The following is a 26023-nucleotide window of genomic DNA, read 5'->3' as shown; positions in this document are numbered from 1 at the left end:
AAATTGATACTTCGTTATTAAATTATATTTTAAAATAAATTTGTTTTTAATTTGAATAATAAACTATAAGGATTAGATTATAATATAACCAATAAACACTTGGTAGCTAATATTTGCAATTAATAGAGATAAAAGTTCAAAAGGTATATAATTACTACACAATTTAGCTAATCCTCAAAAAATATGGAAGCTGTAAATCTATATCATAAAAACGATTATCTAAGACAAGATAATAATGTATCTTATAAAGAACATTTCTCCCCATTTAGAAGAGATTATGCTAGAGTCGTGCACTCATCATCATTTAGAAGACTACAAGCGAAAACACAAATTTTTCCAAACTTTGAAAATGATTTTTTTAGAAATAGGTTAACTCACTCTCTAGAGGTTGCTCAAATAGCAAAATCTATAGCAGTTAAACTAAATTCTGAACATGGTCTGAATTTAGACTACGATCTCATAGAAACGGCTGCTCTTTGTCATGATATAGGTCATCCACCATTTGGTCATAATGGAGAAATAGCCCTAAATAAAAAAATGCGGAATTTCGGTGGCTTTGAAAGCAATGCCCAAACACTTAGATTAATCTCCCATACAGCAAAAAAAGATATTGACCAAAAACAAAGCTTTGGTTTAAATCTAACATATAGAACTCTAGCTGCTACTATAAAATATGACTGTTTAATACCTCCTATTAGTGAATTTGGTGTTCTAACTAAAGGATACTATAACGAAGAAGTTAAGTTAGTTGAGGATATAAAGCAAAAACTCCTAGAACCATATACCACTGAACTAAACCAACCTTTTAAAACCATAGAATGCTATATAATGGACGTTGCCGATGATATTGCTTACTCAACTTATGATGTTGAAGATGCACTTAAAGGCGGCTTTATTGACCCACTATCTATGGCTAGCATCGATGATAAACTGCTACAAAAAATCCTAGCTGCAATGCCTGAAGATTTAGAAATTACAGCTAGTGAAATTAAGGAAATATTAAAAGATATTTTTTCAAATTATATTGACTTTAAAGCAGATAGTAGAGATATCTACCGGATTTCTAAAAATATAGCAAACAATAGTCTTCTACGAACAAAATTAACATCAAAGCTAGTGAATAACTGCATTCAAAATATCAAATTAGATTTAAACAAAAGTATTCCTATTATTTCAAAAGTTTATTTGGATGATCAAGTTAGAAAACAAGTTGAAGTGCTTAAAAAATATATTTTATTTAAAATAATAAAATCACCAAAGCTAAATATCCTACGTTATAGAGGTAGAGAAATAATTTCAGAAATTTTTGATATTCTGATTGAGTCAACTCCTAACGATAGTCTATTGCCTGACGATATCGGAGCTATTTTCTACAACGCAAAAAGCACTCACCAAAAGGCTAGAATTATAAGCGACTATATATCATCTATGACAGATAGATATATTATAGAACTTTATAACCAGTTCAAATCTGACCCTTCTGCGATGATATTTAAACCTTTTTGATAAATTTACTTGAAGCTACTAAGCCTATAAGCGAAACTACACCTGCAAAAACTATTAAGTATGCTGGTACCAATAATAATTTTGTCTCGGAGATTAGAAATATCGTAAAAGCTGGGATCCCCGCAGAAAATACTAAATACCCAAGGTTATAAGCTAAACCAAGTCCTCTACCTCTATAATCAAAATTAAAATAATTAACAATTATCACATTATATGTAGAGGCAAAAAATCCCATAACAATTGATAAAATTATAAAACATAAATATATACTCTTACCATCAAGTATGTTTTTATAAAAAATAGGAGCAAGGGATATGCTTATAATGATCAATATACCCATTAGTTTTTCTTTTGACATATAGTCACTTATAAAACCACCTACTATACAACTAATAGTCATTATTATAGAGCCTACTAAAAGTAAGTTTGCTAGCTGTATTTTTGAAGTTAAATACATTTGGTAAAATGACGGTAAAAACATATAAAGCTGTGTTGTTAACATAGCAATACACGCTACCAGCATCATACCTACTACAACCTTAGCAACAAATGATAGTAAGCTAGTATTTTGGTTATTTAAATTTATAGTAAGCTTTGGTAAATGATCATCGACTATACCTTTTCTTAGAAAGAACAAAGTAAACGTAAATATTGCTCCTATTAAAAATCCTATTCGCCAGCCATATTCTTTTACAAAATGATCACTTGTGTAGTTAGTTACTATAAAGAGAACTACTGTTGTCATCATAATACCAAAGCTTAGGCAAGAAAAAATAATTCCTGTTACTAAACCTTGTCTCTTAGGGTAATTCTCTATACTAAATATTATAGCTACTGGAATTTCTGCACCTATAGCCATAGCTTGGATACATCGTAATGTAACAAAAAATAATGTCGCCCAAATTCCTATACTTTGAACTCCTGGTAAAATAGCTAATAATAAAGTTGAGCAAAATAATAAAATCATGTTTAACTTTAAAATAAAAGCTCTGCCTCTTTTATCTGCTATATAACCAAATATCCAAGCACCAAATGGTCTTACCAAATAACCACCTACATAAACCAAAAACACCATTAGTGTGCTACTAATAGTATTATCTTTATCAAAAAATTTTTCCCCTATTGCAACTGCAAAAACGGAATATATAGCCAAATCATAATACTCGAAAGCAGAACCAAGGCTTGAAAAAAGTAATTTTTTATATTTATTCATAGTATAAACTAAAAATCTAGCATTAAAAAATCATATTAATCCATTAGAGCGTATAAAGAAACTCCTAAATAACCTAAATTGTTCAAGTTAACTAACGTAGGCTGGAGGGAGTTCTAAAATTTCAATGGTCAGAGTATAATTTTTAATTTCTAGACTTATTGCGTCTAGGTATTTAACTAACAGCAACCTTAATTGATTTGCTATATTGACTAAATGCTCTTGTTTACGTCCAGATAGAACCTTTATGGTCAAATGTATTAGTTCTTCAGAAGTCAAACCTCCAACCATACAACTATCATAAACATAAACTCTATTTTTAAAAGTTTCTAGTTTAGTAGGTAGACTATTTATCAAATATTCTTGTACTTTTTGAATAATGTTATTAACAATTTGTTTATCAAATTTTTGCGAAACTTCTACTACTATATGTGGCATACACCTAAACTCCTTTACAAAATATTTTCTTAGTTAGGCTTTAATTTTTTTAGCTTGTACTGTTTTGTTATATTATACCAATTCCAACATAAATTGGTGCATTTATAATAAAGGAGTTTATGACTAATTTAAGTTTTTGATGTGCAGGCAATAACGTGGCTATTGGCAAATATTAAAGGATTAAATTAGGTATGAAATACAAAGTTAGAAAGTAATAATATGTGTTGGAATTGGTATTATTTTCTAACAACCCAAATATTACTAATTAATTTTAACTAGTGACTATTAATTACACACCTACCAAATCTATTGACTTATAGTTATAATCATAGTCAGTAAACATAATTGTTTATGTTAAAACTAAGGAGAAAAATATGAATATAAAAAGAAAATTAATTTCAATAGTAACCTTAAGCCTAATGGGGTCTTCAGCTTTTGCTACTGAAGCTTGGTCTACTTCTGACCTAAGTAGCTACTCTGCAGGTACTATTGTAACTGATCAAGGCAAAACTTATAAATGTAAACCTTGGCCATATGAAGGTTGGTGTAAATCAGCTGCGTATAGACCTTCTGGTATATATGGCGCTGATGCTTGGGATGAGACAGGTCCTGGTCCAAGTCCAACTCCAGCTGAAAAGATTACAGCAAATGTTTCTATTCAAGGTCAACTTCCTACTACAGCTGGTATCGATTTTGTAAGTTCAAAAGGTACTTTTACTGTTTCAAATGGTAAAGTTACTTTAGAATATCCAAAAGATGGCTCAGAAACTTATACTGTTAAACTTAACGGTGATGAAGGTACTATTTCTCCTTCTACAGTAACAGTTTCTGCTACAACTACAACTATTGCGTTAACTTATACCGCAAAACCTGCTCCTGAACCTACTCCAGGTATAAAAGCCTGGGATCCTTCTGCTGTTTATACTGCAGGTGACCAAGTAACATATAACAACTCTATATACGAGGCTAAATGGTGGACGCAAGGTAACAACCCTGAAACTTCTGGAGAATGGGGACCTTGGAAACTAGTAGGTGAAGATCCTGCTAAAGAAAAAGCTACTCTTACTATTACTATACCAGCAAAGCCTGCCTTTGTTACTGACTCTTCTTTACCTACTGTAACTGTATTTGATAAAAATAACACTAAAGTAGCTGAGAAAAATGTTAGTTGGAGCTCTTCTGTTGACCTTAAAGTCCCTGCAGGAGAATTAAAAGTTTCTGTTAGCTCTATCGGTTCCAGCCGTGGTACTGCAACTCCTAATAACTTCTCTATAGCTAAAGGTGAAACTAAAAACATCGCAATAAGTTATGAACAAGCACAAGTAGGATCTATAAACTTAATAGCCTCTGCAGACAGAAGCGTTTCAAAAGCTGTAGATTATGTAGTTAAGGATGAAGCTGGAAATGTCGCTTCAGAAGGTACCGTAAATTTCACTTCTCCAACAGTTATTGATAACTTACCTGCATCTACTGAAGGTGTTAAATATACAATTACGGCTAAAGACTTTACTTATGATGGCAGAGCGTACGTATCAGAACCTACTGAAGTAGTAGTCTATAGCTTTAATAAGTCAGAAGCACAATTACAATTTACATCAGAAGAAATCCCAACAGAAGCTGTAAATATTACTGTTACTGATCTACCAAAAGGTAAAGAGACTACTTTAAAATTCACAAGTAGTAATGGTGATTCTCAACAACTAAAGGTTAACGCTAGTGGTGTTTATACTGAGCAATTACCAAAAGATGGTAATACTTGGACTGTAACTGCTGATAAAATCTCTGGATACAAAGATAGTATAAATCCTAGTTCCTTCGTCGCTGATCAGGATAGTCTGAATATAACTATAAAATATTCTGAGGCTCCAACGTCAGAATGGCCTGATCGAGTAATAGTCGGTTACGTTAGAGGTTATGATGCACCATGGTATAGTCAGCCAGATACAACAAATGAAATGATTACAGAAGCAATGAAACGTGGATATAATGTTATAGTTTATGCATTTGCAGGACAAGATTTTCATGGCACTGTTGAAGGAAAACAAATCGATATTAATGGGGTTGGATACACACAATTCACTGATGATATGAAAGCTAGAATTCCTGAGCAACAAAAAATTATTCATGACAATGGGGGCATATCTTTACTTTCTATTGGTGGTGGAGTAAATTACTTTACGCCTGATATGAATAATGATGCTGCAGGAACTGGTAAAGCTATGGGTAAATTCTTAGCAGATAATGGCTTTGACGGTCTTGATGTCGATGTTGAGCATCCTACAAATGGAGCTGAGAAAGAGGCTAACTTTATAGCATATATTAATGCCATGAAAGCTGAATATATGTCTATAACAGGTAAAACGCCATTTTTAACTGCTGCACCCCAAATTAACGGATGGTACGGTACTGGCCAATGGGCAAGTGGTAGTGCAAAATTTGCTGAAGCCATGTATACCCAACAATTCATGGATGATGCCCAATTTGATGCTGTGTTTATACAAACATATAATCAATATGGTGGTGCAAACTTTGGTGGTAAAAAAGGATATGATGTTGGTTTCTTAAGCATGACGTTTAATTTACTAAGTCCAGAAACTCGTGATAAAATGCCTGGAATCACAGAAGATGCTTTCTATGTACCAAAAGAAACAAAAATAGTCCTTGGTGTTCCAGATTATAAAGATCCATCTGTTACAGAGGCTGCTTATATACAAGGCGCTTGTTTAGCTGATGCATCATGCTCTGGTGTAGGTTTGTATAACCCTGCTGATATCACTAAAGATATAACAGATGGGGATCTTGAAAAATACAACCAGTACGGTGGCGTGATGACCTGGATCCTAAATTCAGACTCTTACCAAGGATGGACTTGGGTTGATGGCGTTAAAGACGTAGCTTATAACTAAGCTTAACTAGCTTTGAATCTATTATCTAAAACTAAAGTTTATCTTATATTTTTAAAAATGTTCTAAAATATTTCTTTTATGAAATTAATCTAGATATTGCAACCATACAACCAGTTTGCTATAAAACTATTGATTATACGTTTTTAACAGATTATTTTTACACTAAAATGTATCAACAATCGGTATCTTCATTATGTTTAAAAAAATTCTATTAGTATTGCCTTTAATTTTAGTTCCTTACTTATGTAATGCAACAATAGCATATGTGGTATACTTATCTCCTGTGTTACAGCAGCAATATTATATAGGTAAGGCATTTCAGCCTCATGGAGGAAGTGGAAATTGCAGAACTGGCGACTCAGACAGCATTCACCTTGTTGTGCAATGTAATACACTTTTTACTGATGAGAAAGTTCAGTTTTCAATATTAAATAAAACAACCCAAGAAAAAGAAGCAGAGATAGATGTTTTTGACCCTGCGATTGGATATAGCTACTTATTTTTTAAGGTACGTGGCAAAAAAGTAGCTTTATGTTACACGGACAGTTGTGATGATAATAATAAATATTTTAATATTTTTCCAGTAGGCCCCATTAAATATGAAGGGCAAGATGCTGAATTTCAGTTAATAAAAATACAATCACCACATCAGTATAAAATTAGCTCCAAAGAAACGACTTAATATCTTGAGATTTATTTATATCTTAACTTATTGCTAGCTTTTTACCTAGCTAAGGCTATTGAATTAATTTAACAAAGAATGTTGAAGTAGTTTTGATAGTAATTCTAGAATGAGGCAGTTGATAATTTCTACCCCTACTTGTTAATATACTTCATAGCAACTCATAGAAACGACTAGGCTATCTGCATTTTGGTTTCTATACTTTAGATAGATGCTAGTTGTAGTAGCTCAAACTTGATGGTGCCCGTGCGCTATAATAAGCTAAAACCTTTTTTATATAATCCTTTTCGCCAACTCCCTAGAGAAGTTTTCACCAACATAAGTCCGCTCGATCCCAGATATAAATTACCATTCTCATATTTCCCAATAAGGTCCATATTCAAAATAAAATTAAATTCCTTATAATATTTGTCATCATGTTCTACCCAAAAGTCGGTAACGTCTTCGTCCAGATTAAGATAACCAAGGTTATATAACGAATAACTTATAATTCCAACATTAGTAATAATGCCTGGGTATTGGCCGAGAGATGATAATGTAGGACCTTTATTAACTGTATCTATTGTTTTTCTGAGGCGCTTCAATTCTTCATTTTCATTTTCATCTTCATCATCTTCATCATCATCTTCATCATCTTCATTTTTTTGCTTACGCATTAATTCTTTAATTTCATACAAACGTTCAACGAGGCCATCTTGATGGCGGGTATTAATATATTTATCCCGCCACGAGTGACCAAAATTAGTATTCAGCTCTTTATTTAACAGCGCGTTGCTAGACATAATGATATACAATAAAACTGGATGGCGAGCATAATAAGATACCATCGCGTTAGAATCCAAGTTCACCGCAAGAAACTTATAATATTCGTAATCACTATTCTCAAAGCATGCATTCGCAGCTTCATAATAATCATAAACTCCAATAAACTTACCTTGATCGACCTTGCGACAAATCGGCACACAACCCTTCGATTGACCGATAAATTTCAAATTATTCGCACTAAACCATGGTTTAATTACATCCTTTTCACAAGACTCGTTTAAATGCTGTTTGATAGAATTCTTATTTGTTGGAAGCTGAACTTCTGGACTAACTGGCGCGTAACCATAGTCTAAGTATATACCTCCATATAGATACAGAATAACAAATCTCAAGATATCAGCAGATAGGGCTGGTGTTACTGATTGAAAGTTTGATGCAAAAGTAAGTTGCTCGGTAAGGAGACGTTTTAAAGTAAGCTTCCTTTTCTTGTCAGTATGCCTGCTCAATACAATTTCAAGGTCCTGGTTTAAGTCCGGTTCTTCAAGAAGACTTGAAATATCTCGTATTTCAAAAGAATTTTGTCTGGACATTGGAATAGTACCGATGGCACTTTTTTGATGCCATAAAACATATTTTATATCGTGCTTGAGCTGGCTACTGAGGTTTCCCCAAGTTCTCTCAAAGTGTGATGTGACTTTGAGCGCTAGTTCGTTAAAATCTTTAGGTAGATTTCCCAGGTATACCGAATGCACGTATATCAATCGTCTTCCAAACCGGCCGCGTGGTTGTTTACCATTTGGCATTTCTAGCTGATAACCCATCTCCATCATAAAATTAGATGTGGCACGTAAAATTTTGCGTAAAAGGTTATACTGGTTGATTCTGTCATCGAGCTGATCGATACAAAAACGTAAATTCCGAATGCAATCTTGCATTTGTTTTAATTCGAGCTCACTTACGTAGATTGAGATAGGGTTGGTGGTATAGGTTTTATCTAATGCTGGCATCGTGCAGATGTAATCAAAACCTCGGACCATCGTGTATGGATTTTTCGTTACTTTAATATAAGTTTCCAATGTGCTTTTTGCCTTAGGACAAAACATAGAATACTCGTTATTAGTCAAGCATTTAAAAAGACTTTGTTTTATTTCGGAGAGATTTTTTATAGTTAGCATTTCGAAAGTCCTGTTAGTTTATAGAAGCGATCTTACTATATACAATATATCAAATATATAAGCTAATTGAAAAAAATAGGGTTTATTTTAGAATTTTTTACCATTATTTAGCATGAAGAAATCTACTACTTTAAATTTTAATTTTTTAGATAGTCCTCTATGTACTCTTATCCTATTCTTGAGATCAAAAAACTTTCAGCCATCAAGAGGATTTGTAGTATTTGGGATAAATAAACCTGGAAGATTCTTATAGGTAAATAGATAGTCTAAATTTGAACATAAACTAGCATACGCAGCTCTAAGTTTATAGTGAGTATATGTGTAGCTTCACCAGTCTCATAATTTACAGTCCTTTCATTTATTTTAGTCTTTTTTTTACAGACATTTGTAAATAATCCTTTTTAAAACCTTAGTCTACAACATTTACAGCTATGTTTTAGACCTTATTTTTTTTCAATTAGCTCTAGTATTTTAGTTACAAAATGGTTTAAATATAATGCTTTGACATGGTTTTAACAGAGATAAGAGTAGTTAACTACATTTAATATGGTGCCCGGGGCCGGACTCGAACCGGCACGGAGGTTAAGCTCCGAGGGATTTTAAGTCCCTTGTGTCTACCAATTTCACCACCCGGGCAATGTTTGGAGGTCGAGGCCGGAATCGAACCGGCGTCCAAGGCTTTGCAGGCCTCTGCATAACCATTTTGCTACTCGACCACACATACAAAGAAAAGTGTGGAGCGGGAAACGAGGCTCGAACTCGCGACCCCAACCTTGGCAAGGTTGTGCTCTACCACTGAGCTATTCCCGCTTTTATAAAGTCATATATTACCTTATTTTGAAACATTGTCAATACCGATATGGTCTTTAATTAAAAGAAAATATTACTTACACTTACTTATTAACCTCGAAACTAATCTTAAATAGGTTTTGAATATTATCAAGAATTTTTAAATTAGTGTTATTACTTAAATTTACTTTTCCATTTTTCACCGAATTATTACTACTTATGTTTTCTAGATCTTCTGTCAAACTTACTAATAATACATTTTGGTTCAATGGCTTATTTGCTTTTGCATGCATACTAATACTTTGTGGATTCTGTAAAAACATAGCAAGAGATGATAATACTTTCTGCAAAAATACATCTTTTTGTTGAGACGCCATAAGCTGTAACAAAGCACCATAAGAAGCTAATATTTGCTGAGGCGTGGTATTAGGATCTTTATTGGTGTATCTAGCAAGTATTTCTAGTAATCCATGGTTAGCAAAACTAACATCTATATTAGAAATGCACAGCTGACTCTTACATTTATAAAGGCTATTCATGTCCTGAGAACCAGATGCCCCTATATATGGCAATATGTTAAGCTTACCGTTTACTATTCCTTGGTAGCTAGTGTTTAACTCAGCTAAATCTTTACTTACTAAGTTTAAGCTTGAATTAAAAGTTAAGCCAGTACTATAGTTTTTCTTAGAAGCTACATTTAAATAAATACTCTGTCTTCCCAAGGTTTTAAAAATAGCTTGAAAAGGTGAATTTTTGTCAAATAAATTACTGTCAAACCTCAAAGCTATTTTGGTGTTATCATTTATTGAGGTAATATAAGCATTTTCTAATAGATGTTCATAATTTGTAGAGAAATCTTTTAACTTAATATCTGCTAGATTAATACCATCTATAACCAAACCAAAATTTATATAGTTACTTGAATCTAACTTACCATTTACATTCAAACTAAACTGTCCTTTTTTCTCTGACAAAGCTCCTTTAGTTTCAAAGGTTACTTTTTTATCATAATCTTTACCTAGATATTGAACTGAAACTGCTCTTATAAGCTCTGAGAGATTCATATCAAACTCAAGCTCTTTTAAGCTTGCCTGTTGCACAGCATCCTCTACGCTAGCTAAGAAATCTGAATCTACAACTATATTTGAAAAATCGATGTCATCTAGCTCAACTTCACTTTGTATAAATTCTTCCTTATTGTTTGTAGAATCAAGTTTAAGATCTAAAGTTTTCTCGTAGTTATTATAAACCATTTCCAGGTCATATATGCTCTGACCAAGATTATTCATTATAACACTAAATAGACCTTTATTTTCTACCAGGTTTTTTGGATCTGTCTGAGCGCTAACGACATTACTATTTGCAACTGAAGTAGCCAAATTAGTTATACTAAGTCCTTTAACTTTTATAACGTAATCATGCGTTACATTTTTCCCGAAATTTAGATCCTTTGTGATTATTTCATTGATAGAAAGATTTGGGTTTTTATCCCCGCTAATAACTAAGACATCTTCTATTATAATCTGACCATCACTCCCACGCTTAATATCGCCTACTGTTATTTGGGTTTGGTATGGAAATAATGAATCTATATTATCTATTACTATTTTTTCGATATTTTTATATTCACTGCTAGAATACTGAATTTGTGTACCATTATTAATATCTGTTGCATACAAACCAACTGCACCTAACGTTATTATACAAACTGATGTTAATAAAAATATTTTCTTTAACTTCATACTTTTCCTTTTGTGTTTTTTTAACTTAGTTTTTCCAACTTCAAAAATTCTAAATCTTTTTTTCGCAATGAGAATGTACCACAACTTGTCTCAAAAGCTATAGGACCACCCAGGATCGATTTATTTATAACTTTCATTTGTTGACCTTCTATCACACCCATTGCTATTATCTTATCTTTAAATGCTTTCGGACAATCATCACTAAACCCACAAACTATAAGCTTATCATTTTTCTTAAAACTCATACAAAACTCTATATATTTTTATGCAACTATTAATTATAATCATTTTTAGTATAACATTAATAGCTTAAACGCAAAGTTAGTTTGATAAAATTTTATAGCTTATGAAAGATCTCTCTAGACTGAATATTCCCAAAAAACCAAAAGACTCTTCAGAGCAAACACAAAAACCTATTACTTCTAACACGAGAAGAAAAAAAATCATTGTCTTGTTTATTGTTGGCTTACTAAGTATTGCTGTTGCATCTAAGATTATAAACAAACACTTAAAGAAACAAAAAGCTCAGGAAAAAGTTCAGATTGAGACTAACAATAACACCGCTACTATGGAAAAAAGCTCTAGCAAACAAGCAGATAGTAAGCAAAAAACTCACTCGAAAGATAACGATAACAAAATGGTTTTTACATTTTACGATAATCTGAAAAATGAAAGCGTTATTGTAGATGCTAAACCTCAAGCACAAAGAGCTCAATACAAATATACCTACGTATATCAAATTGCTTCCTTTAGAAACATGAATGAAACTACTTATTACGTTAATAAAATAAAAGAAGCTGGTCTTGAACCTAAATTCGAGTATGTAGGAAATTGGATCAGAATGTACATCGGACCTTATGACAGTACTAGAGCTATGGCACCAGATATTATTAAACTCCAACGAATTGGTTTAAACGGTGGCTTTACTAGAGAGATCAGTAAAACAAAAATTGAACCTACAGAAGATAACAATAATAAATCTAAATAAGCCACAGAACTGGGCTAAAAGTTATTCTTTAACTCTCTTAACTTTACAAACATCTCTCTACCTAATTTATACTCTGGTAGTGCTTTTAAAAGTGTTTTATCATCTATAGATCTAATAAAAATATTAAGTTTACTCTCTTCTGCTAAATCTACAATTGGTTTATCTTCTGCTTCTAATTCTACAATATGATTTTTATAATAATTTAAATAACTATCATCTGGAAGAACACTTAGTGCAAAATCTAAATTATTTTTCCAATAATCATGAGCTGGATATAGTTTTATATTACTATTTAAATTGGTTATTTTTACAACAGAATCATACAACTGATTAACATCTGCTGTTTGAGCGTGTACACCACCAACCCCTGCATTAAATAACGTATCACCACAAAAAAGGGCTTTTTCTTCGTCAAATAAAAAACTTACATGGTCAGATATGTGTCCTGGTGTATATAATACCCCAAACTTAGTAAACCCAAAATCTATACGGTCATCATCCTTGACATAAACATCTGGCTCAAATAAATCATTGTTTGCATAAGCATATATTTTAGCAGTTGGAAAATCTTGTTTAAGCTTTTTGACACCTGCTATATGATCACCGTGTTTATGAGTCACCAAGATTGCTTTTAGGCTAAGTTGTTTACCAATAATGAAATCCCTAAAAATATCTGACTTTAAAGGGTCAATTACTATAGCATTTTGTTGGTCATACAACAAGTATTGATAATTTCGTAGACTATTATTTAGAAACCATCTTTTAATTAACATAGATTTCCCTAATATTTACTATAAACAAGTCTAGCTTCCGATAAATCAATTCCAGCTACACTGCCATTTTTTATATAAAATCTACATAGTATATGCTGGTATTTTTCTAGCTCATACTGTGATAAAAATGCTTTAATATTGGTCTCAATATATTGATAAATCATCTTGAAACTTTGAGTATCTGACTTTATCATAGCTAAACTTAACAAAGTAAGGACGCTATCATAATTTTTATTAGCTTCATTACAAACTCTTGAATATAGCTTAGGAATTTCTATATTAAAAGCGTTAACGTACATATAAAGCATCTTTGAATCAATCTCTACTTTGCCCAATTGTTTTTTCATAAATCTCTGAGCTGTAGAAGTGTCGTTAAATTTTAAAAGTTGCTCAACGTATACCCTACTTAGCATTGCAGTAGCATCACACTTGTTGTATATATTTGTCAATTGACTAGCATCTTTTGCTTCTTTTAATGCTAATATTATTAAAGCTTCTTCATTTTGTGTTTCTAAATAAGGGTTATATTTCTCTAAAATATATAATGCAAAATCTTTATCACTATTAGCTAAAGCTATTTTTGCTGCCAAATTAACTATATGTGGTAAAAATTTATTATTACGCACAGTTAAAAGTTCTTTCACGCTAGCTTGAGCATCTGAAGTTTTATTTATTAAATACTGTAAATATGCTTCAAAAAACTTGTAGACAAAACTATGGTTATCAAGCTGCTTAATCGCAAGCTCGAGGGCTTTTATATCATTTTTTTTAACAAAAATACTTAGCTTTTTAAATATCACATAATCTTGTAAATATTTAGGCGTAAATTTAATAAGCTTGGTTAAGCCTAATTTAGATAAAAGCTCGTTATGTTCTAATAAAATATCTGCCATAAGATCAGCAAATTTTTCCCCCTTATTAATCACAAACAAACCTATAAACCAACTAAATATAAGATAAGGCAAGCTAAGCAATAATCTAAAAAACCTATAACCAAAAATAGTAAGAAAAAGTATAATCGCAAGTATAAAAATAAAAGCAACTAAATTTATTTTTAGAGACTTATCTGCTAAAACAAGCATTACAAACCCATGGTATTTAGTCGCCCAAATACCTATCAGTGTAGCTGCAGCAACTACAAATATAAGCTTAAAAATTTTTATCATTTTCCACTTCCTTTTGCTTATGCTCTACTAAACTACTTTTATTACCTGCTAAAAGCTGGTTTTGTTGTTTAACCAAAGCTTCAACAGTATTTTCTAAACTATCATTCAAATTTTGTCTATCTTGAGCATTTAAATCTGTAATAGTTTTCTCTAAATTTTTAGCGTCCTGGTTTTGAATAAATCTTTGTTGCAAAATTTCTAGCAAGTTTGCTTTAGTTTTATCTATAACAACTTGATCATTAGCATACACAGCATTTTGTAAAGCTATTAAAGCATTATAAAGATTACTTGCCACCACATATTTGGCTTCGTTAGTCGATACTAATTTTTGGTTTTTTGGAATATCTTGTATCTCGATAACTGAGCTTAAGAAACTTAAATACTTGTTAGATTTTGTAGTATCAGTTTTAGTTTGGTCTAAATTTTCCGGTGTTATATAAATAAGTTTGTCTAATTGTTGTTGTATATTAATAAAAACATTAACGATATCACTCCTAGAATCATATTGATCCAAAGCTTTTTTAATGTTTTGCATATCATTTGCACTTAAATTAGCAACCTTACTTGCTTCTATCTTACTAAAAGCGATGCTTACCAACTCTTTAGCTTTAGCTGTATTTCCATTAAATAAAGCTACATCTTTTGCCAAGGTCAAATAATCAATAGCTGATTGGATATTAATAATACTCATTTGCATATATATATCTTTAGTTGGAGTAGCAATTTGGTTATTTAACGCTTCTAACTGACCTTGAACAGCTCTTAAACTACTTTGCTGAACCTGTGCTAGAAAGCCTTCTTGCTCTATAGATTTTATTTGGCTAGATTGTGTAGCTTTTAACTGATTAACTTGGGATTGTAGTTTTTCGTAGAATTGGTTTATTTGCTGGGATTTTTTAGATTCTATAGTTGAATTAACAAGCATATATCCAGTTAGACCTATAGCAATCAAAGACCCCGCTAAACTAAGCTTTGATATCATTGTATTTGACGTAATATTTGACGCTGTTTTTTTATTCTCTTTTGGATCACTATTTTGATTACTTTTCTCTACTGACATAATCATTAGCCTCTATATGTTGTAATATTTTTACATAAATACAATAATTACTTAATTTTTCAAGTTTTAACGTATTATGGAACCCTTGTGAATTAACAAATTTTAACATTTTTGTGCTCGTTATGGTAACTATACTATCTCCAGGTAGAGGTATTTTTTCAAAAATTCTGTTTAAAGATTTAAATACATCTATACTTGTTGTTATTATGAACCTAGGCTGTTTGTCTCCCCACAGTTTTAAATATTTAGTATATAAAGCTTCCTTACTCTCAAAAGCGCGTTGATAAGTTTCAAACTTTTGACAAGTTGTATGTTTACTTATTTCCTTTTCTAAATACTCATTACCATCAACACCTGAGAAAATAGCAAACTTCCTATCAGATAAACCTTGCTTTGAGATGAGTTTAAACAGCTCTTTAGAATTATATTCTTTTGGATGCTTTGCATTAAGATTAAAGTTTGCTAGATGCTTTGCTGTTGTAGCACCAACACTATATATAGACTTATCCATAAAATTAGATGGTAAATACTGACTAAATAAACTTTCCACCGCATATTTACTTGTAAATATAAAATCCGTGTAATTTTCAATTTTAAAATTTATTTTCTTATGTACTATTTTTATAGATGGCAGTACCTCAACTGACAAACCGCTAGACTTAAATAATTCAGCAAGTTGCTTAGCGTCATCATATGGACGAGCAATCAGTATATCCATTTACTGGTGTTTAAGTGCCTGTGAATATATATAGTCTAGCATAGACTTTAGTCCATTTACTCTAGTAGCGCTCAAATTACTACCAAAGCCTATTTCTTTTATAAAGTCTGTGGTTGATTGTAATATATCACTAGGTTTTGAATCATTATAAACCCTAAGAAGCAGCCCTATTAAACCAGAGACAATCAAAGCATCACTTGTAGCTATAAAGTGTAACCTATCATCTATTATATCACTAGCAAACCAAACTTGTGATTGACATCCTTTGACAAGGTTTTGTTGCACTTTTTTCTCCTCTGGAAAATGGGTTAGTTGCTTCCCTAAAGATATTATATAATCATACTTATCTTCCCAGTCTTCAAAAAAGGATAATTCTTCAACTAAATCTTGTTGTCTTTGAATAACTTGATTTTGCATTTGTGCTATTGGCTTTTCTAGAACCTTAAAATAAATAATTTGCTAATATTAACACAAACGATAAAGCTTATAAACTTTATAGCTTTCCCAAAATTATAGTTGGATATTAAATACATAAAAAATGTTTAAAAAAACAAAATATATATTGACAGTACAAGTAAATGGCTATAGAATACTCCATGTTGTTCCCCGATAGCTCAGTCGGTAGAGCAGTTGACTGTTAATCAATTGGTCGGCGGTTCAAGTCCGTCTCGGGGAGCCAAAAATTTCACTTTGTCATAAACAGTTTACATTTAGAGTCTTCTGGTTTTTATATTTATCTCCTCCTTTTTTAAGCTATGAATGCCAGAAGACCCTAAATTTTCTCCAAGTAAAGTTGAACATCTATAGCTAGTTTTAGTTCCTTTTGGTTTATTTAAATTTCACAAACCTAATAAACACAACTGGAACTCTCTTTTATACCAATTCCAACATAAATTGGTGCATTTATCACAAAGGAGTTTATGACTAATTTAAGTTTTTGATGTGCAGGCAATAGCAGTGGCTATTGGCAAATATCAAAGGATTAAATTAGGTATGAAATACAAAGTTAGAAAGTACTAATATGTGTTGGAATTGGTATTATAGGACCGTTATAAACTAAAATTATATGTTTCTAACCACGTTAAAAATATTGTTGTCTTGTTACCATCTGTCTAATTCCAAGCTTATAACAGTTTCTTTAACTATTTTTAGGACTTTAAGAATACAATTTTACATTTGAGCTAAAGTTATGACGGTGCAGGTATAAAAAAATGTAAAGTTTATTTTTTTAAACATTGACTTATAATTTTAAATATGTATAATTAATAAAATAAATTAAACCTTAATTTATTACACTTACACACTTAACTTAAATAAGGTTTAATTTTATGATGACTCTTGATAGATGTAAGTTTCCCCTCAATTCTCATATCTCCTGACTTGCATCTATCATAAGTCTTTTTCCTTATGTTTTATAGTTGTTTTTTGTTATAATTCACTTACTTTTATTTTCAAAAATTCGAAATGTATGAAAGCGTCTCAAACTCTCATTGCTACTACAAAAGAGCTACCTAAAGAAGCTGTCCTTATTAGTCACCAATACATGCTAAAAGCTGGCTTAATCAAAAAACTAGCTTCTGGAATATATACTTGGCTACCAATTGGACTAAAAGTACTACAAAAAATCCAAGATATTGTCCGCCAAGAAATGAATAAATCAGGAGCTAGTGAATTATTATTGCCAAGCATTCTGCCTTCTGAGCTTTTACAAGAAACTCATCGCTGGAGTAAATTTGGTCCTGAACTTCTAAAACTAAAAGATAGGCATGATAGAGATTTCTGCTATGGTCCAACCCATGAGGAACCTATTGTAGATATGGCTAGAGATACTATCAAAAGTTATAAGCAGCTACCTTTAAACTTATACCAAATCCAAACAAAGTTTAGAGATGAAATTCGTCCTCGTTTTGGTGTGATGCGTGCTCGTGAATTTATTATGAAAGATGCTTACTCTTTTCATGAAAATAGCCAATGCTTACATACTACTTACCAACAAATGTACCAAACTTACTGCAATATCTTGGACAAAATCGGTTTAGAATATCGTCCTGTAAAAGCAGATACAGGCGCTATAGGTGGTGATAATAGTCATGAATTTCAAGTTCTAGCAAACGCTGGTGAAGATATTATTTGCTACAGTAATAGTAGTGATTATGCAGCGAATATTGAGCTAGCGACTTATGCAAAACCAGATTTCAGTAAAAAAGAAGTTTCTAAAAATCATATAGAAAAAATTCATACTCCAAGTATCAAGACTATTGAAAGCCTTTGTAACAAGATTGATTTTGATATTAAACAAACCGTAAAAACTATGATTATCAAAGATGCTGAAAATAATTTTTTTGCGCTAGTAATACGTGGTGATCATGAGCTTAACGAAACTAAAATAAATAAACTAGAGCAAATAGCCGCACCGTACACTTTAGCCACAAAGGAAGAGATTTTTTTAATTTTTAATGCTAATCCTGGTTCGCTTGGCATACTTAACTGCCCTATCCCGATAATTGCTGATTACAATGCTGTAGCAATTACAGATCTATGTTGTGGTGCTAATGAAGATGATTATCATCTTATAAATGTAAACTGGGATAAAGATGTAACGAACTATCAGGTTGCTGATATTAGAAATGTAATTGCTGGCGATATCTCACCAGATGGCAAAGGAACTTTAGAATTAACTAATGGTATAGAAGTTGGTCATATTTTTGAGCTTGAGGATGTTTATTCTAAACCGATGAATGCTAATATTATTGGGCAAGATGGCAAATCTAAACCTATGTTAATGGGCTGTTATGGATTTGGTGTATCCCGTGTTATGGCTGCAGCAATAGAACAATCTCACGACGATAAAGGAATCATCTGGCCAGAAGCTATAACCCCATTTCTAGTAACTATATTGCCTATCAATTACAACAAATCTGCGCAGGTAAAAGAAGTTGCTGATAAACTTTATCAAGACCTAATTTCCAATGGAATAGACGTACTCTTAGATGATCGTGGCAATCGCCCAGGAGTAATGTTTGCTGATGCTGATTTGATTGGTTGCTCTCACCATGTAATAATTGGTGATAGACTTCTTGAGCAAAATTTAATTGAATATAAAAACCGTAAAACTCAAGAAAAACAAGAAATCTCTATTGAACAATTAAAAGAAATTCTAAAAGTCTAAAACTCTATTACTATAGTTATTCCAGTTAAGTTGTGTTTAAAAGTTAAAGCTAAGCTTATAGCTGTAGTAAGTAGGTTCCAGATCGTAAGTTTGGAATGACAAGCATTTTTCTATATTGTTTACTCGGATTAACTATACCCTATTTGACCAAACTTAAAATACCAGTATACTTCTAATAAACCCAACTCCACTTTAATAATTATGATCCAGCCAAAATCATACATTGACACCTCACCGTCCGTATATGGAAAATTTGCTGTAATGGCAGCTGAGTATAATGCAATTAGTTTTACCCAAGGAGCGCCTGATTTTGATACTCCAGAATGGTTAATTGATCGTACAAACTTTTACATGCAACAAGGTAAAAACCAATATTCACCAATTCCTGGTACCTTAGTATTACGTAAAGCTGTAATTCAAAAGACCAAAAGTTGTTATGACGTAGATATAGGCATCGATAATGTCGCTATTACAGTTGGGGCTATCGAGGGGCTATTTGCAGCTATTACAGCATATGTAGAAAAAGATGATGAAGTAATAATGTTTGACCCTGTATTTGATGCTTACGTTGGGTTAACAAAACTCAACCAAGGCAAACCAATAAGACTGAACTTACTGTCAGATGGGAAAATAGATTTACAAGCTCTAGCAAATGCAATTACCGATAAAACTAAAATCATTATTCTTAACTCTCCTCACAATCCTATGGGAAGTGTTATCTCAAAAGAGGAATATTTAGAGTTTGCTAAAATCATTAAAGATAAGAATATCTTAGTTATAGCTGATGAAGTTTATGAGCATATTTATGCTGGTGAAGTTTTTACTAGTGCTTTAGAAATTCCTGGACTTAGAGATAAACTAATAGTGTTACAATCTCTTGGTAAAACTTATAATCTAACAGGATGGCGTTTAGGAATTGCAATAGCCCCTAGTGAAATTATAAAAAATATTTTGGCAGTAAAGCAGTTTTCAACTTTTTCAGCAGTCCACCCTATGCAGCTAGCCTTAGCTGAAGGGATTTTAGAACACCCTGAATACTACCAAAACCTTCATAAACTTTATAAAAAACAAAACTCTTTATTACGCCAACATTTAAAAGGTTCTCGATTTAAGCTTTTAGAATGGCATGGTTCACCTTTTCAGATGCTGGATTATACCAATATCAGTAATGAAAATGACAGTGAGTTTGCTACAAGACTTATTACAGAATATGGTGTTGGACTAATACCAGTATCCTCACTTTTTGAAAAGCCTAAAAATGGTTTACTTAGATTATGCTTTGCTAAAAAAGACAATGCTATTATAAAAGGAGCAAAAATCCTCTCAAAAATCTAAAAACAAACTACATCACCTAGGGAAATAATAAAGTATGAATAAACTAAAAGTTGCAATAATACAGAGTGATATAATTTGGGGTAATAAAGATTTAAACTATACAAAGCTAGAGCAAAAAATAGCTACTCTAGACCGAGGGATCGATTTAATTATCCTACCTGAGATGTTTAATACTGGTTTTGTTATGAACCCAACTAATGAAGCTAGTTTCCAAGAAGATGTTGTTAACTGGATGTACGATCAAGTAAAAAATAGAAACTCTGCTATCGTTGGAAGTGCAGCAACATTTACAGATAACAAAATCGCTAACAGATTATATTTTGTAACCTCTGAAAAAGAAGTATACACATATGATAAAAATCATCTTTTTATCCATGCAGGTGAAAACAAAAAATACACGAAAGGAAACCAACGAAAGATAATTCAGTACAAAGGCTACCGGATACTTGTTACAGTTTGCTTTGACTTGCGTTTTCCAGTTTTTAACTGCAACAATAATGAGTACGATATTTTACTAAATGTAGCTTGCTGGCCTGAATCACGGCGTGAACATTGGCAAGCTTTACTTAAGGCTAGGGCTATAGAAAATCAAGCATATGTGGTAGCTTGTAACAGAGTTGGTAAGGATCCAAACTTCAGTTACGCTGGAGATAGTATGATTGTTGACTATAATGGTGGAATATTAGCTTATCAAGAATACAAAGAAACTGTACTTATTGCTGAATTAAATAAAGATAAGCAGATTCAACATAGGGAAAAATTTAATTTTTTAGCTTCCCAAGACAATTTTACTCTTCAGCTCTAATAGTTTTTGCTAATTTCTGTAACATAGCATTAACAAACTTGTACCCTTCTTCTGTACCCATACTATAAGCTATTTCAACGTATTCTTTAATAATTACTTGATATGGGTTTTCCAAACATTCTATAAGTTCTGCAACAGCAGATTGCAATACAGCCAGATCAACGTAGTTTATTGAATCTATACCGTCTTTGGAGCTTTGTTTTATATGCTCTTGTATAGTTTCTTCATTCGACTCTGCAGAATCTATAAGTCTATAAAACAGATTCCAATCTGTTTGGTGCCTTTCAGCATTATCAGAGTAATATTGAACTTTCAATTCATCGAACGTATTATCTGCAACCTTTTTTTGGTATAAAGCTTGTACGGTATATAAACGAGCATTATTTCTAGCTCTTGCTGTAGTTTTCATAGTAGTTAAAATTTTAATTGACGAGTTATCTTAATAGTCAACAATTATAACTTATTAGCAATAATATATATAGCAGTTGTGATACATAACAAACTTATAGGTACAATTATATCTAAACCATTAATAAGCATGTCATGCTGAACCTATTTGACACGTCTCACTATTTTACTATTTAATATACACTTTATTTAAAATTGTATGATACAATGCCATGATCTTTAATAACCAACCATATCGAAAAATATGAAAAAAGCTATATATATAATATCTTTAGCGCTTATAGCTACTATATTGGCATCTTGTAGTACAAATAATCCGCAAGAGTTTCCTAAAACGCCTTATACATCAGGAAATGTTTCGCTAACTTTGAAAAAAGGAGTAACGACAAAAGAGCAAGTGATACAAGCCTTTGGATCACCAAATATTGTAACTCAGAATGCTGATGGAGATTCAGTTTGGACATATCAGACAAATGCGACTATCCAAAACAGCTCTAAAAAAGAAGGATTTTTAACTCTTATTCTTGTTGGTGGAGCTACTAAAAATAGCGATTTTATGGAATCACAAAAAACTATGACTATTATAATAACATTTAAAGATGATGTAGTTTCAAACTTCAAATCTTTATCAACAAGCTTCTAAAAAAAGGGGGCAAAATGTTAAAAAAACTTTCTAAATCTATCATATTTCTAATGATAATTATTTTAGCTAGCTGTGTTGTAGAACCGCCAAAACCAGACCTTACTCCGCTACAAATACAGCTCATGCAGACAAAAGTTTTTAATGTTAATAAACGTTCTGCTTTTAATTCTACGGTTACTGTTATGCAAAACCTTGGATATATTATTCATGATGCAAACTTTGATACTGGTATAATTACAGCACAGAGTACCCAAACTGTAGACTTCTGGCAAGAAGCCCAATACACTGAAGCTACAGCATTTATACAAAAGTATAGAGGTTCAAAAAAAGACTCTAGCATAAGAATAAACTTTGTTGTGCATAAAACTGTTCCAAATCCAAGTCAACAAAGCTCTGTTCCGATTCATAAATCAACTGCTGTAGTCGATCCTCAAGCATACAAGAATGCTTTCACCAAGATCCAGCAGCAAATTTTTGTTGATACTGGAGTATCGCCAGTATTAGACCAACCTATACAACAAACCGTTTAAAATTTTTAAATCTCTTTACGACTATTTTTCTCGCCAAATTTAGTTTACTATTCTACAAATAAATAAAACATACTATATTCTAATATGCATAAATGGTGGCAAGAAATTAAGTTAAAAGATATGACTAGTGAGCAGTGGGAATCTGTATGTGATAGATGTGGATTATGTTGTTTGAATAAACTACAAGATCATGACACTGACGAGGTCTACTACACTAAGGTTAGCTGTAAGCTTTTAGATATATCAAAATGCCAATGTTACATGTATGAAAAAAGAAAACAGCTAGTACCTGAATGTATAAACCTAACCTATAAACAACTAAAAAATCATGCTTATAAATGGCTACCAAACACTTGTAGCTACAAGTTACTTTTAGAAGGTAAGGATCTACCAGAATGGCACCATCTAAATACTGGCTCAACTGAACAAATGCATAAACAAAAAAAATCAGCTAAACATTTTGCTATTTCAGAGTATGAACTAGATGTGGATGAGTACTTAGATGATTTTATAATAAAGTTAGATAACTAATTCTTATTTTTAGTATATACTTCGCTTACTAACTCTTTATTGGGCATGCTCATGTCTAATTTACTACCTATAAATCCTCTTTTTGAAAAAATTATTACAGACTTTTTTAATGAAGGTTATTGTGTCATAGATAATTGGCTTTCTAAAGATGAGACTTCTCTATTAAAAGCTGAATTGGCTCAACTCTACCAAGAAGATTGTTTTAGAAAATCAGCAATAGGTAATAAGCTAAATGAAACAGTTAAAAGATCTATCCGCAGCGATTTTATTTACTGGCTAGATGAAACAAAACATGCTCAATCATTTTTTCAAAAAGTAAATAACTTTATAGAATATATAAATAAAACTTGCTTTGCTGGCATCGTTACAAAAGAGTTCCATTATGCAATTTACCCCAAAGGTGCTTTTTATAAAAAACACCTTGATACTTTCCAAAATGATGATCGTCGCAATATATCTATAGTGTGTTATTTAAATGATGCTTGGCAAGAATCTTATGGTGGCGAACTTAAGTTATATCTTCCAAATGGAAATTTAAACATCTATCCAGCTTGTGGCAAGATAGTGATATTCAATAGTAAAAAAATAGAACATGAAGTTAAGACTATTTTGTCAGAAGTTAAAAGGCTCAGTATAACTGGTTGGTTGAAGACTAGCTAGGTAAATTTGGGATTGTATATAATAGGGCTTTAATCTTTTAATTTATAAAATAAATCACTAGACCCAATGCAACCAGCATAATAGCAAATATTTTTTGTAAAATTTTATCATTTAGTTTTTTCTTAAGCTTAGTTGATAAAACCATACCAGTAACACTACCAACTATAAATAGTATTGCTACGTACCAGTTCATACTACCTAAATCATAGTGCGAAATAAATCCTGATATTGAAACTACAAAAATAACAAGTAGTGATGTATTAATAGCCCTCTTAATTGGTATGCCTGTTATAAACATCAAAGCTGGAACAATTAAAAACCCTCCTCCAACTCCAAAAAAACCTGTTAAAGTCCCAACAATAGCTCCACTTAAAAGTAACGCTGTAATGCATCTAATACCGATACTCCTACATATAGAATGCGTATCAGAGATAATTTTTGACTTTATTAAACTCCAAACACCTATAACTACCATAAGTACAGAGAAACTAAGCATTAGAGTTTGATCAGTTAAAGCTTGAGAAAGATAACTACCCACAGGTGCAAACATTACACCTGTAACTATCATAATGAATGCTGCTAAATAATTTAAATCATGATTTTTAAAATTTATAACCAATCCGAAAATGGCAGTAAACCCCACAACTAATAATGATATGGTTACAGCACTATGAAAGTCTAGTCCCACACCATAAGTTAAAAGAGGCACTGCTAGTATAGAACCCCCTCCACCTGTTAAACCAAGAGCTATACCACAAATAAGACCAAAGATTATTAATGAGATCATTTACTTCACCAGACCACATTTTAAATTAGCTGGAACAGCAACATCCATATATTTAGGGTTTGGCAGATTTAAATTTGCCATAAGCTCTGCATACTCTTGTGCTGATTTAACTTGTAATCTCGGATTAAACCTCTTCTCCTCACCAATAGTACTAGATGTAAAGCCATTATAATCATGTCCAGGATAAACTATAGTTTCATCTGGAAGCTTGAAAAGTTTGTTGTTTATACTATCGTATTGAGCAAAAGAGTCTCCATGTTGAAAATCTGTTCTACCAGTACCTCTTACAAATAGAGTGTCACCTGTAAAAAGTTTATCTCCAAGAATAAAACTATAAGAGTCATCTGTGTGACCTGGGGTGTATATAGCTTTTAGCTTCATACCATCAAAGTTTACAGCTTCACCCTCTTTTATCTTCACAGAAACACACTCTGCTTTTGTGTGTGCTCCCATTACTGATTTGCAAGCTGTTGATTCTCTTAGTAAACCAAGTGCTGTAATATGATCAGCATGTACATGTGTATCAATTGCAGCAACTAGTTTAAGATCTAGCTCATCAAAAAGTTTATGATACTTACTTAACTGCGTATCAACTGGATCTATTATAATAGCTTCTCTACCTTCTCCTGATGCAATAAGGTAAGTATACGTAAAAGTATCTATATCAAATAATTGTCTGAAAATCATAACTTCTCTCCTATTTAGCTTTCTTATTGTACGGTAACATCTGTAAGATATTTGCTAAAGCACAAGTGCCAGACAAACCTGCAAACAAAAGGCCAGCTCCAAAAAAACCGCTTAAAATTGCAAAATATTGTGACACTGTAAATGACAATACTACCCCTAATAGCACCATAAAACCAACTACTATTTGCACTTGACGCATAATTGGAAAAGGCTCTTTTACGTTTTTTTGAGTTGGTTGCTTATGTTGTTTCCATGAGTTTATACCACCATCTAAAAGATAAACTTTCTTTGCTTTAAGTCCAGAAACTTTATCTGCTGCCTGATTAGTTCTATTACCAGATTGGCAATGAAGTACTACGACTTCATCAGACTTAATGTCAGCATCATAAATATCATCAATCATAATGTTTTCAGCACAATCAATACATTCTCTTTTATGCTCATGAGGTGTTCTAATATCTATTAATTTAACTTTTTCTTTTTTTTGTAAATCCAAAAATTCTCTTACTGATATTTTTTCTACTTTATGCATCTTTTTCTCCTTTTATTT

General features: G+C 31.9%; 25 protein-coding genes and 4 tRNA genes. 12 read left to right on the top strand and 17 right to left on the bottom strand.

Annotated elements, in window-relative coordinates:
* Positions 1–183: 183 nt before the first annotated feature.
* A complete protein-coding gene (gene dgt / locus FRA_RS02355; RefSeq protein WP_035721577.1) occupies positions 184–1506 on the top strand; it encodes a dGTP triphosphohydrolase in 1323 nt (440 codons plus the stop codon).
* Here dgt and FRA_RS02350 read toward each other — a convergent pair.
* Positions 1493–2719, bottom strand: a complete 1227-nt coding sequence (locus FRA_RS02350; protein WP_035721575.1) for an MFS transporter — start codon at positions 2717–2719, stop codon at positions 1493–1495. The two genes, dgt and FRA_RS02350, sit on opposite strands and share 14 nt — an antisense overlap.
* 87 nt (positions 2720–2806) lie before the next feature.
* Entirely contained in the window at positions 2807–3154 is a 348-nt protein-coding gene (locus tag FRA_RS02345; protein ID WP_035721573.1) for a 5-carboxymethyl-2-hydroxymuconate Delta-isomerase, read from the bottom strand.
* Between the two features lie 374 nt (positions 3155–3528).
* Between FRA_RS02345 and FRA_RS02340 the strand changes: the two genes are divergently transcribed.
* Both FRA_RS02340 and FRA_RS02335 read left to right on the top strand, forming a co-directional pair.
* A complete protein-coding gene (locus tag FRA_RS02340) occupies positions 3529–6060 on the top strand; it encodes a carbohydrate-binding protein (RefSeq protein ID WP_035721571.1) in 2532 nt (843 codons plus the stop codon).
* Positions 6061–6253: 193 nt separating this feature from the next.
* Positions 6254–6742, top strand: a complete 489-nt coding sequence (locus FRA_RS02335) for a hypothetical protein (protein WP_035721570.1) — start codon at positions 6254–6256, stop codon at positions 6740–6742.
* Between the two features lie 251 nt (positions 6743–6993).
* On the opposite strand, the gene FRA_RS02330 is transcribed toward FRA_RS02335, so the two are convergent.
* The 6 genes from FRA_RS02330 to FRA_RS02305 form a co-directional block, all read right to left on the bottom strand.
* Positions 6994–8682 carry a glycosyltransferase gene (locus FRA_RS02330; RefSeq protein WP_035721568.1) on the bottom strand — a complete coding sequence of 563 codons (1689 nt, stop codon included), beginning with the start codon at positions 8680–8682 and terminating at the stop codon, positions 6994–6996.
* A 547-nt stretch (positions 8683–9229) separates the two neighbouring features.
* Positions 9230–9318: transfer RNA gene (locus FRA_RS02325), tRNA-Leu, on the bottom strand.
* 6 nt (positions 9319–9324) lie between these two features.
* A tRNA-Cys gene (locus FRA_RS02320) sits at positions 9325–9398 on the bottom strand.
* Positions 9399–9417: 19 nt separating this feature from the next.
* Positions 9418–9492: transfer RNA gene (locus FRA_RS02315), tRNA-Gly, on the bottom strand.
* 83 nt (positions 9493–9575) lie between these two features.
* Positions 9576–11213: a hypothetical protein gene (locus FRA_RS02310; RefSeq protein ID WP_035721566.1), complete on the bottom strand. Its 1638-nt coding sequence runs from the start codon at positions 11211–11213 to the stop codon at positions 9576–9578.
* Positions 11214–11233: 20 nt separating this feature from the next.
* Positions 11234–11458, bottom strand: coding sequence for a FeoA domain-containing protein (locus tag FRA_RS02305; protein WP_035721563.1), 225 nt, complete (start codon positions 11456–11458; stop codon positions 11234–11236).
* A gap of 101 nt (positions 11459–11559) precedes the next feature.
* Between FRA_RS02305 and FRA_RS02300 the strand changes: the two genes are divergently transcribed.
* Positions 11560–12201, top strand: a complete 642-nt coding sequence (locus FRA_RS02300; protein WP_051686805.1) for an SPOR domain-containing protein — start codon at positions 11560–11562, stop codon at positions 12199–12201.
* Between the two features lie 14 nt (positions 12202–12215).
* Here the strand turns inward: FRA_RS02300 and FRA_RS02295 are convergent, their stop codons facing one another.
* The 5 genes from FRA_RS02295 to FRA_RS02275 are packed head-to-tail and all read right to left on the bottom strand — an operon-like array spanning position 12216 to position 16335.
* Entirely contained in the window at positions 12216–12974 is a 759-nt protein-coding gene (locus FRA_RS02295) for an MBL fold metallo-hydrolase (RefSeq protein WP_035721560.1), read from the bottom strand.
* Positions 12975–12982: 8 nt separating this feature from the next.
* Positions 12983–14140, bottom strand: a complete 1158-nt coding sequence (locus FRA_RS02290) for a membrane protein (RefSeq protein ID WP_035721557.1) — start codon at positions 14138–14140, stop codon at positions 12983–12985.
* Positions 14124–15200, bottom strand: coding sequence for a hypothetical protein (locus tag FRA_RS02285; protein WP_035721552.1), 1077 nt, complete (start codon positions 15198–15200; stop codon positions 14124–14126). The genes FRA_RS02290 and FRA_RS02285 overlap by 17 nt, the downstream gene beginning before the upstream one ends.
* Entirely contained in the window at positions 15181–15918 is a 738-nt protein-coding gene (locus FRA_RS02280) for a uroporphyrinogen-III synthase (RefSeq protein ID WP_035721549.1), read from the bottom strand. Before FRA_RS02280 ends, FRA_RS02285 begins: the two co-directional genes overlap by 20 nt.
* A complete protein-coding gene (locus FRA_RS02275; RefSeq protein WP_035721546.1) occupies positions 15919–16335 on the bottom strand; it encodes a SufE family protein in 417 nt (138 codons plus the stop codon).
* A gap of 186 nt (positions 16336–16521) precedes the next feature.
* On the opposite strand from FRA_RS02275, the gene FRA_RS02270 reads away from it, so the two are divergent.
* The 4 genes from FRA_RS02270 to FRA_RS02255 all read left to right on the top strand — a co-directional run bounded on the left by FRA_RS02270 (position 16522) and on the right by FRA_RS02255 (position 21227).
* Positions 16522–16597 (top strand) — tRNA-Asn (locus tag FRA_RS02270).
* A 789-nt stretch (positions 16598–17386) separates the two neighbouring features.
* Entirely contained in the window at positions 17387–19087 is a 1701-nt protein-coding gene (locus FRA_RS02265) for a proline--tRNA ligase (RefSeq protein WP_035721543.1), read from the top strand.
* A gap of 201 nt (positions 19088–19288) precedes the next feature.
* Positions 19289–20422 (top strand): aminotransferase class I/II-fold pyridoxal phosphate-dependent enzyme, encoded by a 1134-nt coding sequence (locus FRA_RS02260; protein WP_035721540.1) that lies wholly within the window; start codon positions 19289–19291, stop codon positions 20420–20422.
* 34 nt (positions 20423–20456) lie between these two features.
* Positions 20457–21227, top strand: a complete 771-nt coding sequence (locus FRA_RS02255) for an amidohydrolase (RefSeq protein ID WP_035721537.1) — start codon at positions 20457–20459, stop codon at positions 21225–21227.
* On the opposite strand, the gene nusB is transcribed toward FRA_RS02255, so the two are convergent.
* Complete coding sequence (gene nusB, locus FRA_RS02250; RefSeq protein WP_035721534.1) at positions 21211–21636, bottom strand: transcription antitermination factor NusB; 426 nt, start codon at positions 21634–21636, stop codon at positions 21211–21213. The genes FRA_RS02255 and nusB overlap by 17 nt on opposite strands.
* A gap of 243 nt (positions 21637–21879) precedes the next feature.
* Between nusB and FRA_RS02245 the strand changes: the two genes are divergently transcribed.
* The 4 genes from FRA_RS02245 (at position 21880) to FRA_RS02230 (ending at position 23999) form a co-directional block, all read left to right on the top strand.
* Complete coding sequence (locus tag FRA_RS02245; protein WP_035721531.1) at positions 21880–22278, top strand: hypothetical protein; 399 nt, start codon at positions 21880–21882, stop codon at positions 22276–22278.
* 50 nt (positions 22279–22328) lie between these two features.
* Positions 22329–22808 (top strand): hypothetical protein, encoded by a 480-nt coding sequence (locus tag FRA_RS02240; protein WP_155960908.1) that lies wholly within the window; start codon positions 22329–22331, stop codon positions 22806–22808.
* Between the two features lie 84 nt (positions 22809–22892).
* Positions 22893–23339, top strand: coding sequence for a YcgN family cysteine cluster protein (locus FRA_RS02235; protein ID WP_035721526.1), 447 nt, complete (start codon positions 22893–22895; stop codon positions 23337–23339).
* Positions 23340–23390: 51 nt separating this feature from the next.
* Complete coding sequence (locus FRA_RS02230) at positions 23391–23999, top strand: 2OG-Fe(II) oxygenase (RefSeq protein ID WP_035721523.1); 609 nt, start codon at positions 23391–23393, stop codon at positions 23997–23999.
* Between the two features lie 37 nt (positions 24000–24036).
* On the opposite strand, the gene FRA_RS02225 is transcribed toward FRA_RS02230, so the two are convergent.
* The 3 genes from FRA_RS02225 to FRA_RS02215 are packed head-to-tail and all read right to left on the bottom strand — an operon-like array spanning position 24037 to position 26005.
* Positions 24037–24783: a sulfite exporter TauE/SafE family protein gene (locus FRA_RS02225; RefSeq protein ID WP_035721632.1), complete on the bottom strand. Its 747-nt coding sequence runs from the start codon at positions 24781–24783 to the stop codon at positions 24037–24039.
* Positions 24784–24786: 3 nt separating this feature from the next.
* Entirely contained in the window at positions 24787–25473 is a 687-nt protein-coding gene (locus tag FRA_RS02220) for an MBL fold metallo-hydrolase (protein WP_035721521.1), read from the bottom strand.
* Positions 25474–25483: 10 nt separating this feature from the next.
* Complete coding sequence (locus tag FRA_RS02215; protein WP_035721518.1) at positions 25484–26005, bottom strand: rhodanese-like domain-containing protein; 522 nt, start codon at positions 26003–26005, stop codon at positions 25484–25486.
* Positions 26006–26023 lie beyond the last annotated feature (18 nt).

This window comes from Allofrancisella heilbronnii, assembly GCF_000710735.2.
Taxonomy (GTDB): Bacteria; Pseudomonadota; Gammaproteobacteria; order Francisellales; family Francisellaceae; genus Francisella; species Francisella frigidaquae.
Note: the sequence above shows the minus strand (reverse complement) of the source record. Positions and strands in the feature narration are given on the sequence as shown.

What these genes read in the sequence shown, in the direction of transcription:
- dgt (WP_035721577.1), top strand. Translation starts at nt 184, where the DNA reads ATGGAAGCTGTAAATCTATATCATAAAAACGATTATCTAAGACAAGAT.
- FRA_RS02350 (WP_035721575.1), bottom strand. Translation starts at nt 2,719, where the DNA reads ATGAATAAATATAAAAAATTACTTTTTTCAAGCCTTGGTTCTGCTTTC.
- FRA_RS02345 (WP_035721573.1), bottom strand. Translation starts at nt 3,154, where the DNA reads ATGCCACATATAGTAGTAGAAGTTTCGCAAAAATTTGATAAACAAATT.
- FRA_RS02340 (WP_035721571.1), top strand. Translation starts at nt 3,529, where the DNA reads ATGAATATAAAAAGAAAATTAATTTCAATAGTAACCTTAAGCCTAATG.
- FRA_RS02335 (WP_035721570.1), top strand. Translation starts at nt 6,254, where the DNA reads ATGTTTAAAAAAATTCTATTAGTATTGCCTTTAATTTTAGTTCCTTAC.
- FRA_RS02330 (WP_035721568.1), bottom strand. Translation starts at nt 8,682, where the DNA reads ATGCTAACTATAAAAAATCTCTCCGAAATAAAACAAAGTCTTTTTAAA.
- FRA_RS02310 (WP_035721566.1), bottom strand. Translation starts at nt 11,213, where the DNA reads ATGAAGTTAAAGAAAATATTTTTATTAACATCAGTTTGTATAATAACG.
- FRA_RS02305 (WP_035721563.1), bottom strand. Translation starts at nt 11,458, where the DNA reads ATGAGTTTTAAGAAAAATGATAAGCTTATAGTTTGTGGGTTTAGTGAT.
- FRA_RS02300 (WP_051686805.1), top strand. Translation starts at nt 11,560, where the DNA reads ATGAAAGATCTCTCTAGACTGAATATTCCCAAAAAACCAAAAGACTCT.
- FRA_RS02295 (WP_035721560.1), bottom strand. Translation starts at nt 12,974, where the DNA reads ATGTTAATTAAAAGATGGTTTCTAAATAATAGTCTACGAAATTATCAA.
- FRA_RS02290 (WP_035721557.1), bottom strand. Translation starts at nt 14,140, where the DNA reads ATGATAAAAATTTTTAAGCTTATATTTGTAGTTGCTGCAGCTACACTG.
- FRA_RS02285 (WP_035721552.1), bottom strand. Translation starts at nt 15,200, where the DNA reads ATGTCAGTAGAGAAAAGTAATCAAAATAGTGATCCAAAAGAGAATAAA.
- FRA_RS02280 (WP_035721549.1), bottom strand. Translation starts at nt 15,918, where the DNA reads ATGGATATACTGATTGCTCGTCCATATGATGACGCTAAGCAACTTGCT.
- FRA_RS02275 (WP_035721546.1), bottom strand. Translation starts at nt 16,335, where the DNA reads ATGCAAAATCAAGTTATTCAAAGACAACAAGATTTAGTTGAAGAATTA.
- FRA_RS02265 (WP_035721543.1), top strand. Translation starts at nt 17,387, where the DNA reads ATGAAAGCGTCTCAAACTCTCATTGCTACTACAAAAGAGCTACCTAAA.
- FRA_RS02260 (WP_035721540.1), top strand. Translation starts at nt 19,289, where the DNA reads ATGATCCAGCCAAAATCATACATTGACACCTCACCGTCCGTATATGGA.
- FRA_RS02255 (WP_035721537.1), top strand. Translation starts at nt 20,457, where the DNA reads ATGAATAAACTAAAAGTTGCAATAATACAGAGTGATATAATTTGGGGT.
- nusB (WP_035721534.1), bottom strand. Translation starts at nt 21,636, where the DNA reads ATGAAAACTACAGCAAGAGCTAGAAATAATGCTCGTTTATATACCGTA.
- FRA_RS02245 (WP_035721531.1), top strand. Translation starts at nt 21,880, where the DNA reads ATGAAAAAAGCTATATATATAATATCTTTAGCGCTTATAGCTACTATA.
- FRA_RS02240 (WP_155960908.1), top strand. Translation starts at nt 22,329, where the DNA reads ATGATAATTATTTTAGCTAGCTGTGTTGTAGAACCGCCAAAACCAGAC.
- FRA_RS02235 (WP_035721526.1), top strand. Translation starts at nt 22,893, where the DNA reads ATGCATAAATGGTGGCAAGAAATTAAGTTAAAAGATATGACTAGTGAG.
- FRA_RS02230 (WP_035721523.1), top strand. Translation starts at nt 23,391, where the DNA reads ATGTCTAATTTACTACCTATAAATCCTCTTTTTGAAAAAATTATTACA.
- FRA_RS02220 (WP_035721521.1), bottom strand. Translation starts at nt 25,473, where the DNA reads ATGATTTTCAGACAATTATTTGATATAGATACTTTTACGTATACTTAC.
- FRA_RS02215 (WP_035721518.1), bottom strand. Translation starts at nt 26,005, where the DNA reads ATGCATAAAGTAGAAAAAATATCAGTAAGAGAATTTTTGGATTTACAA.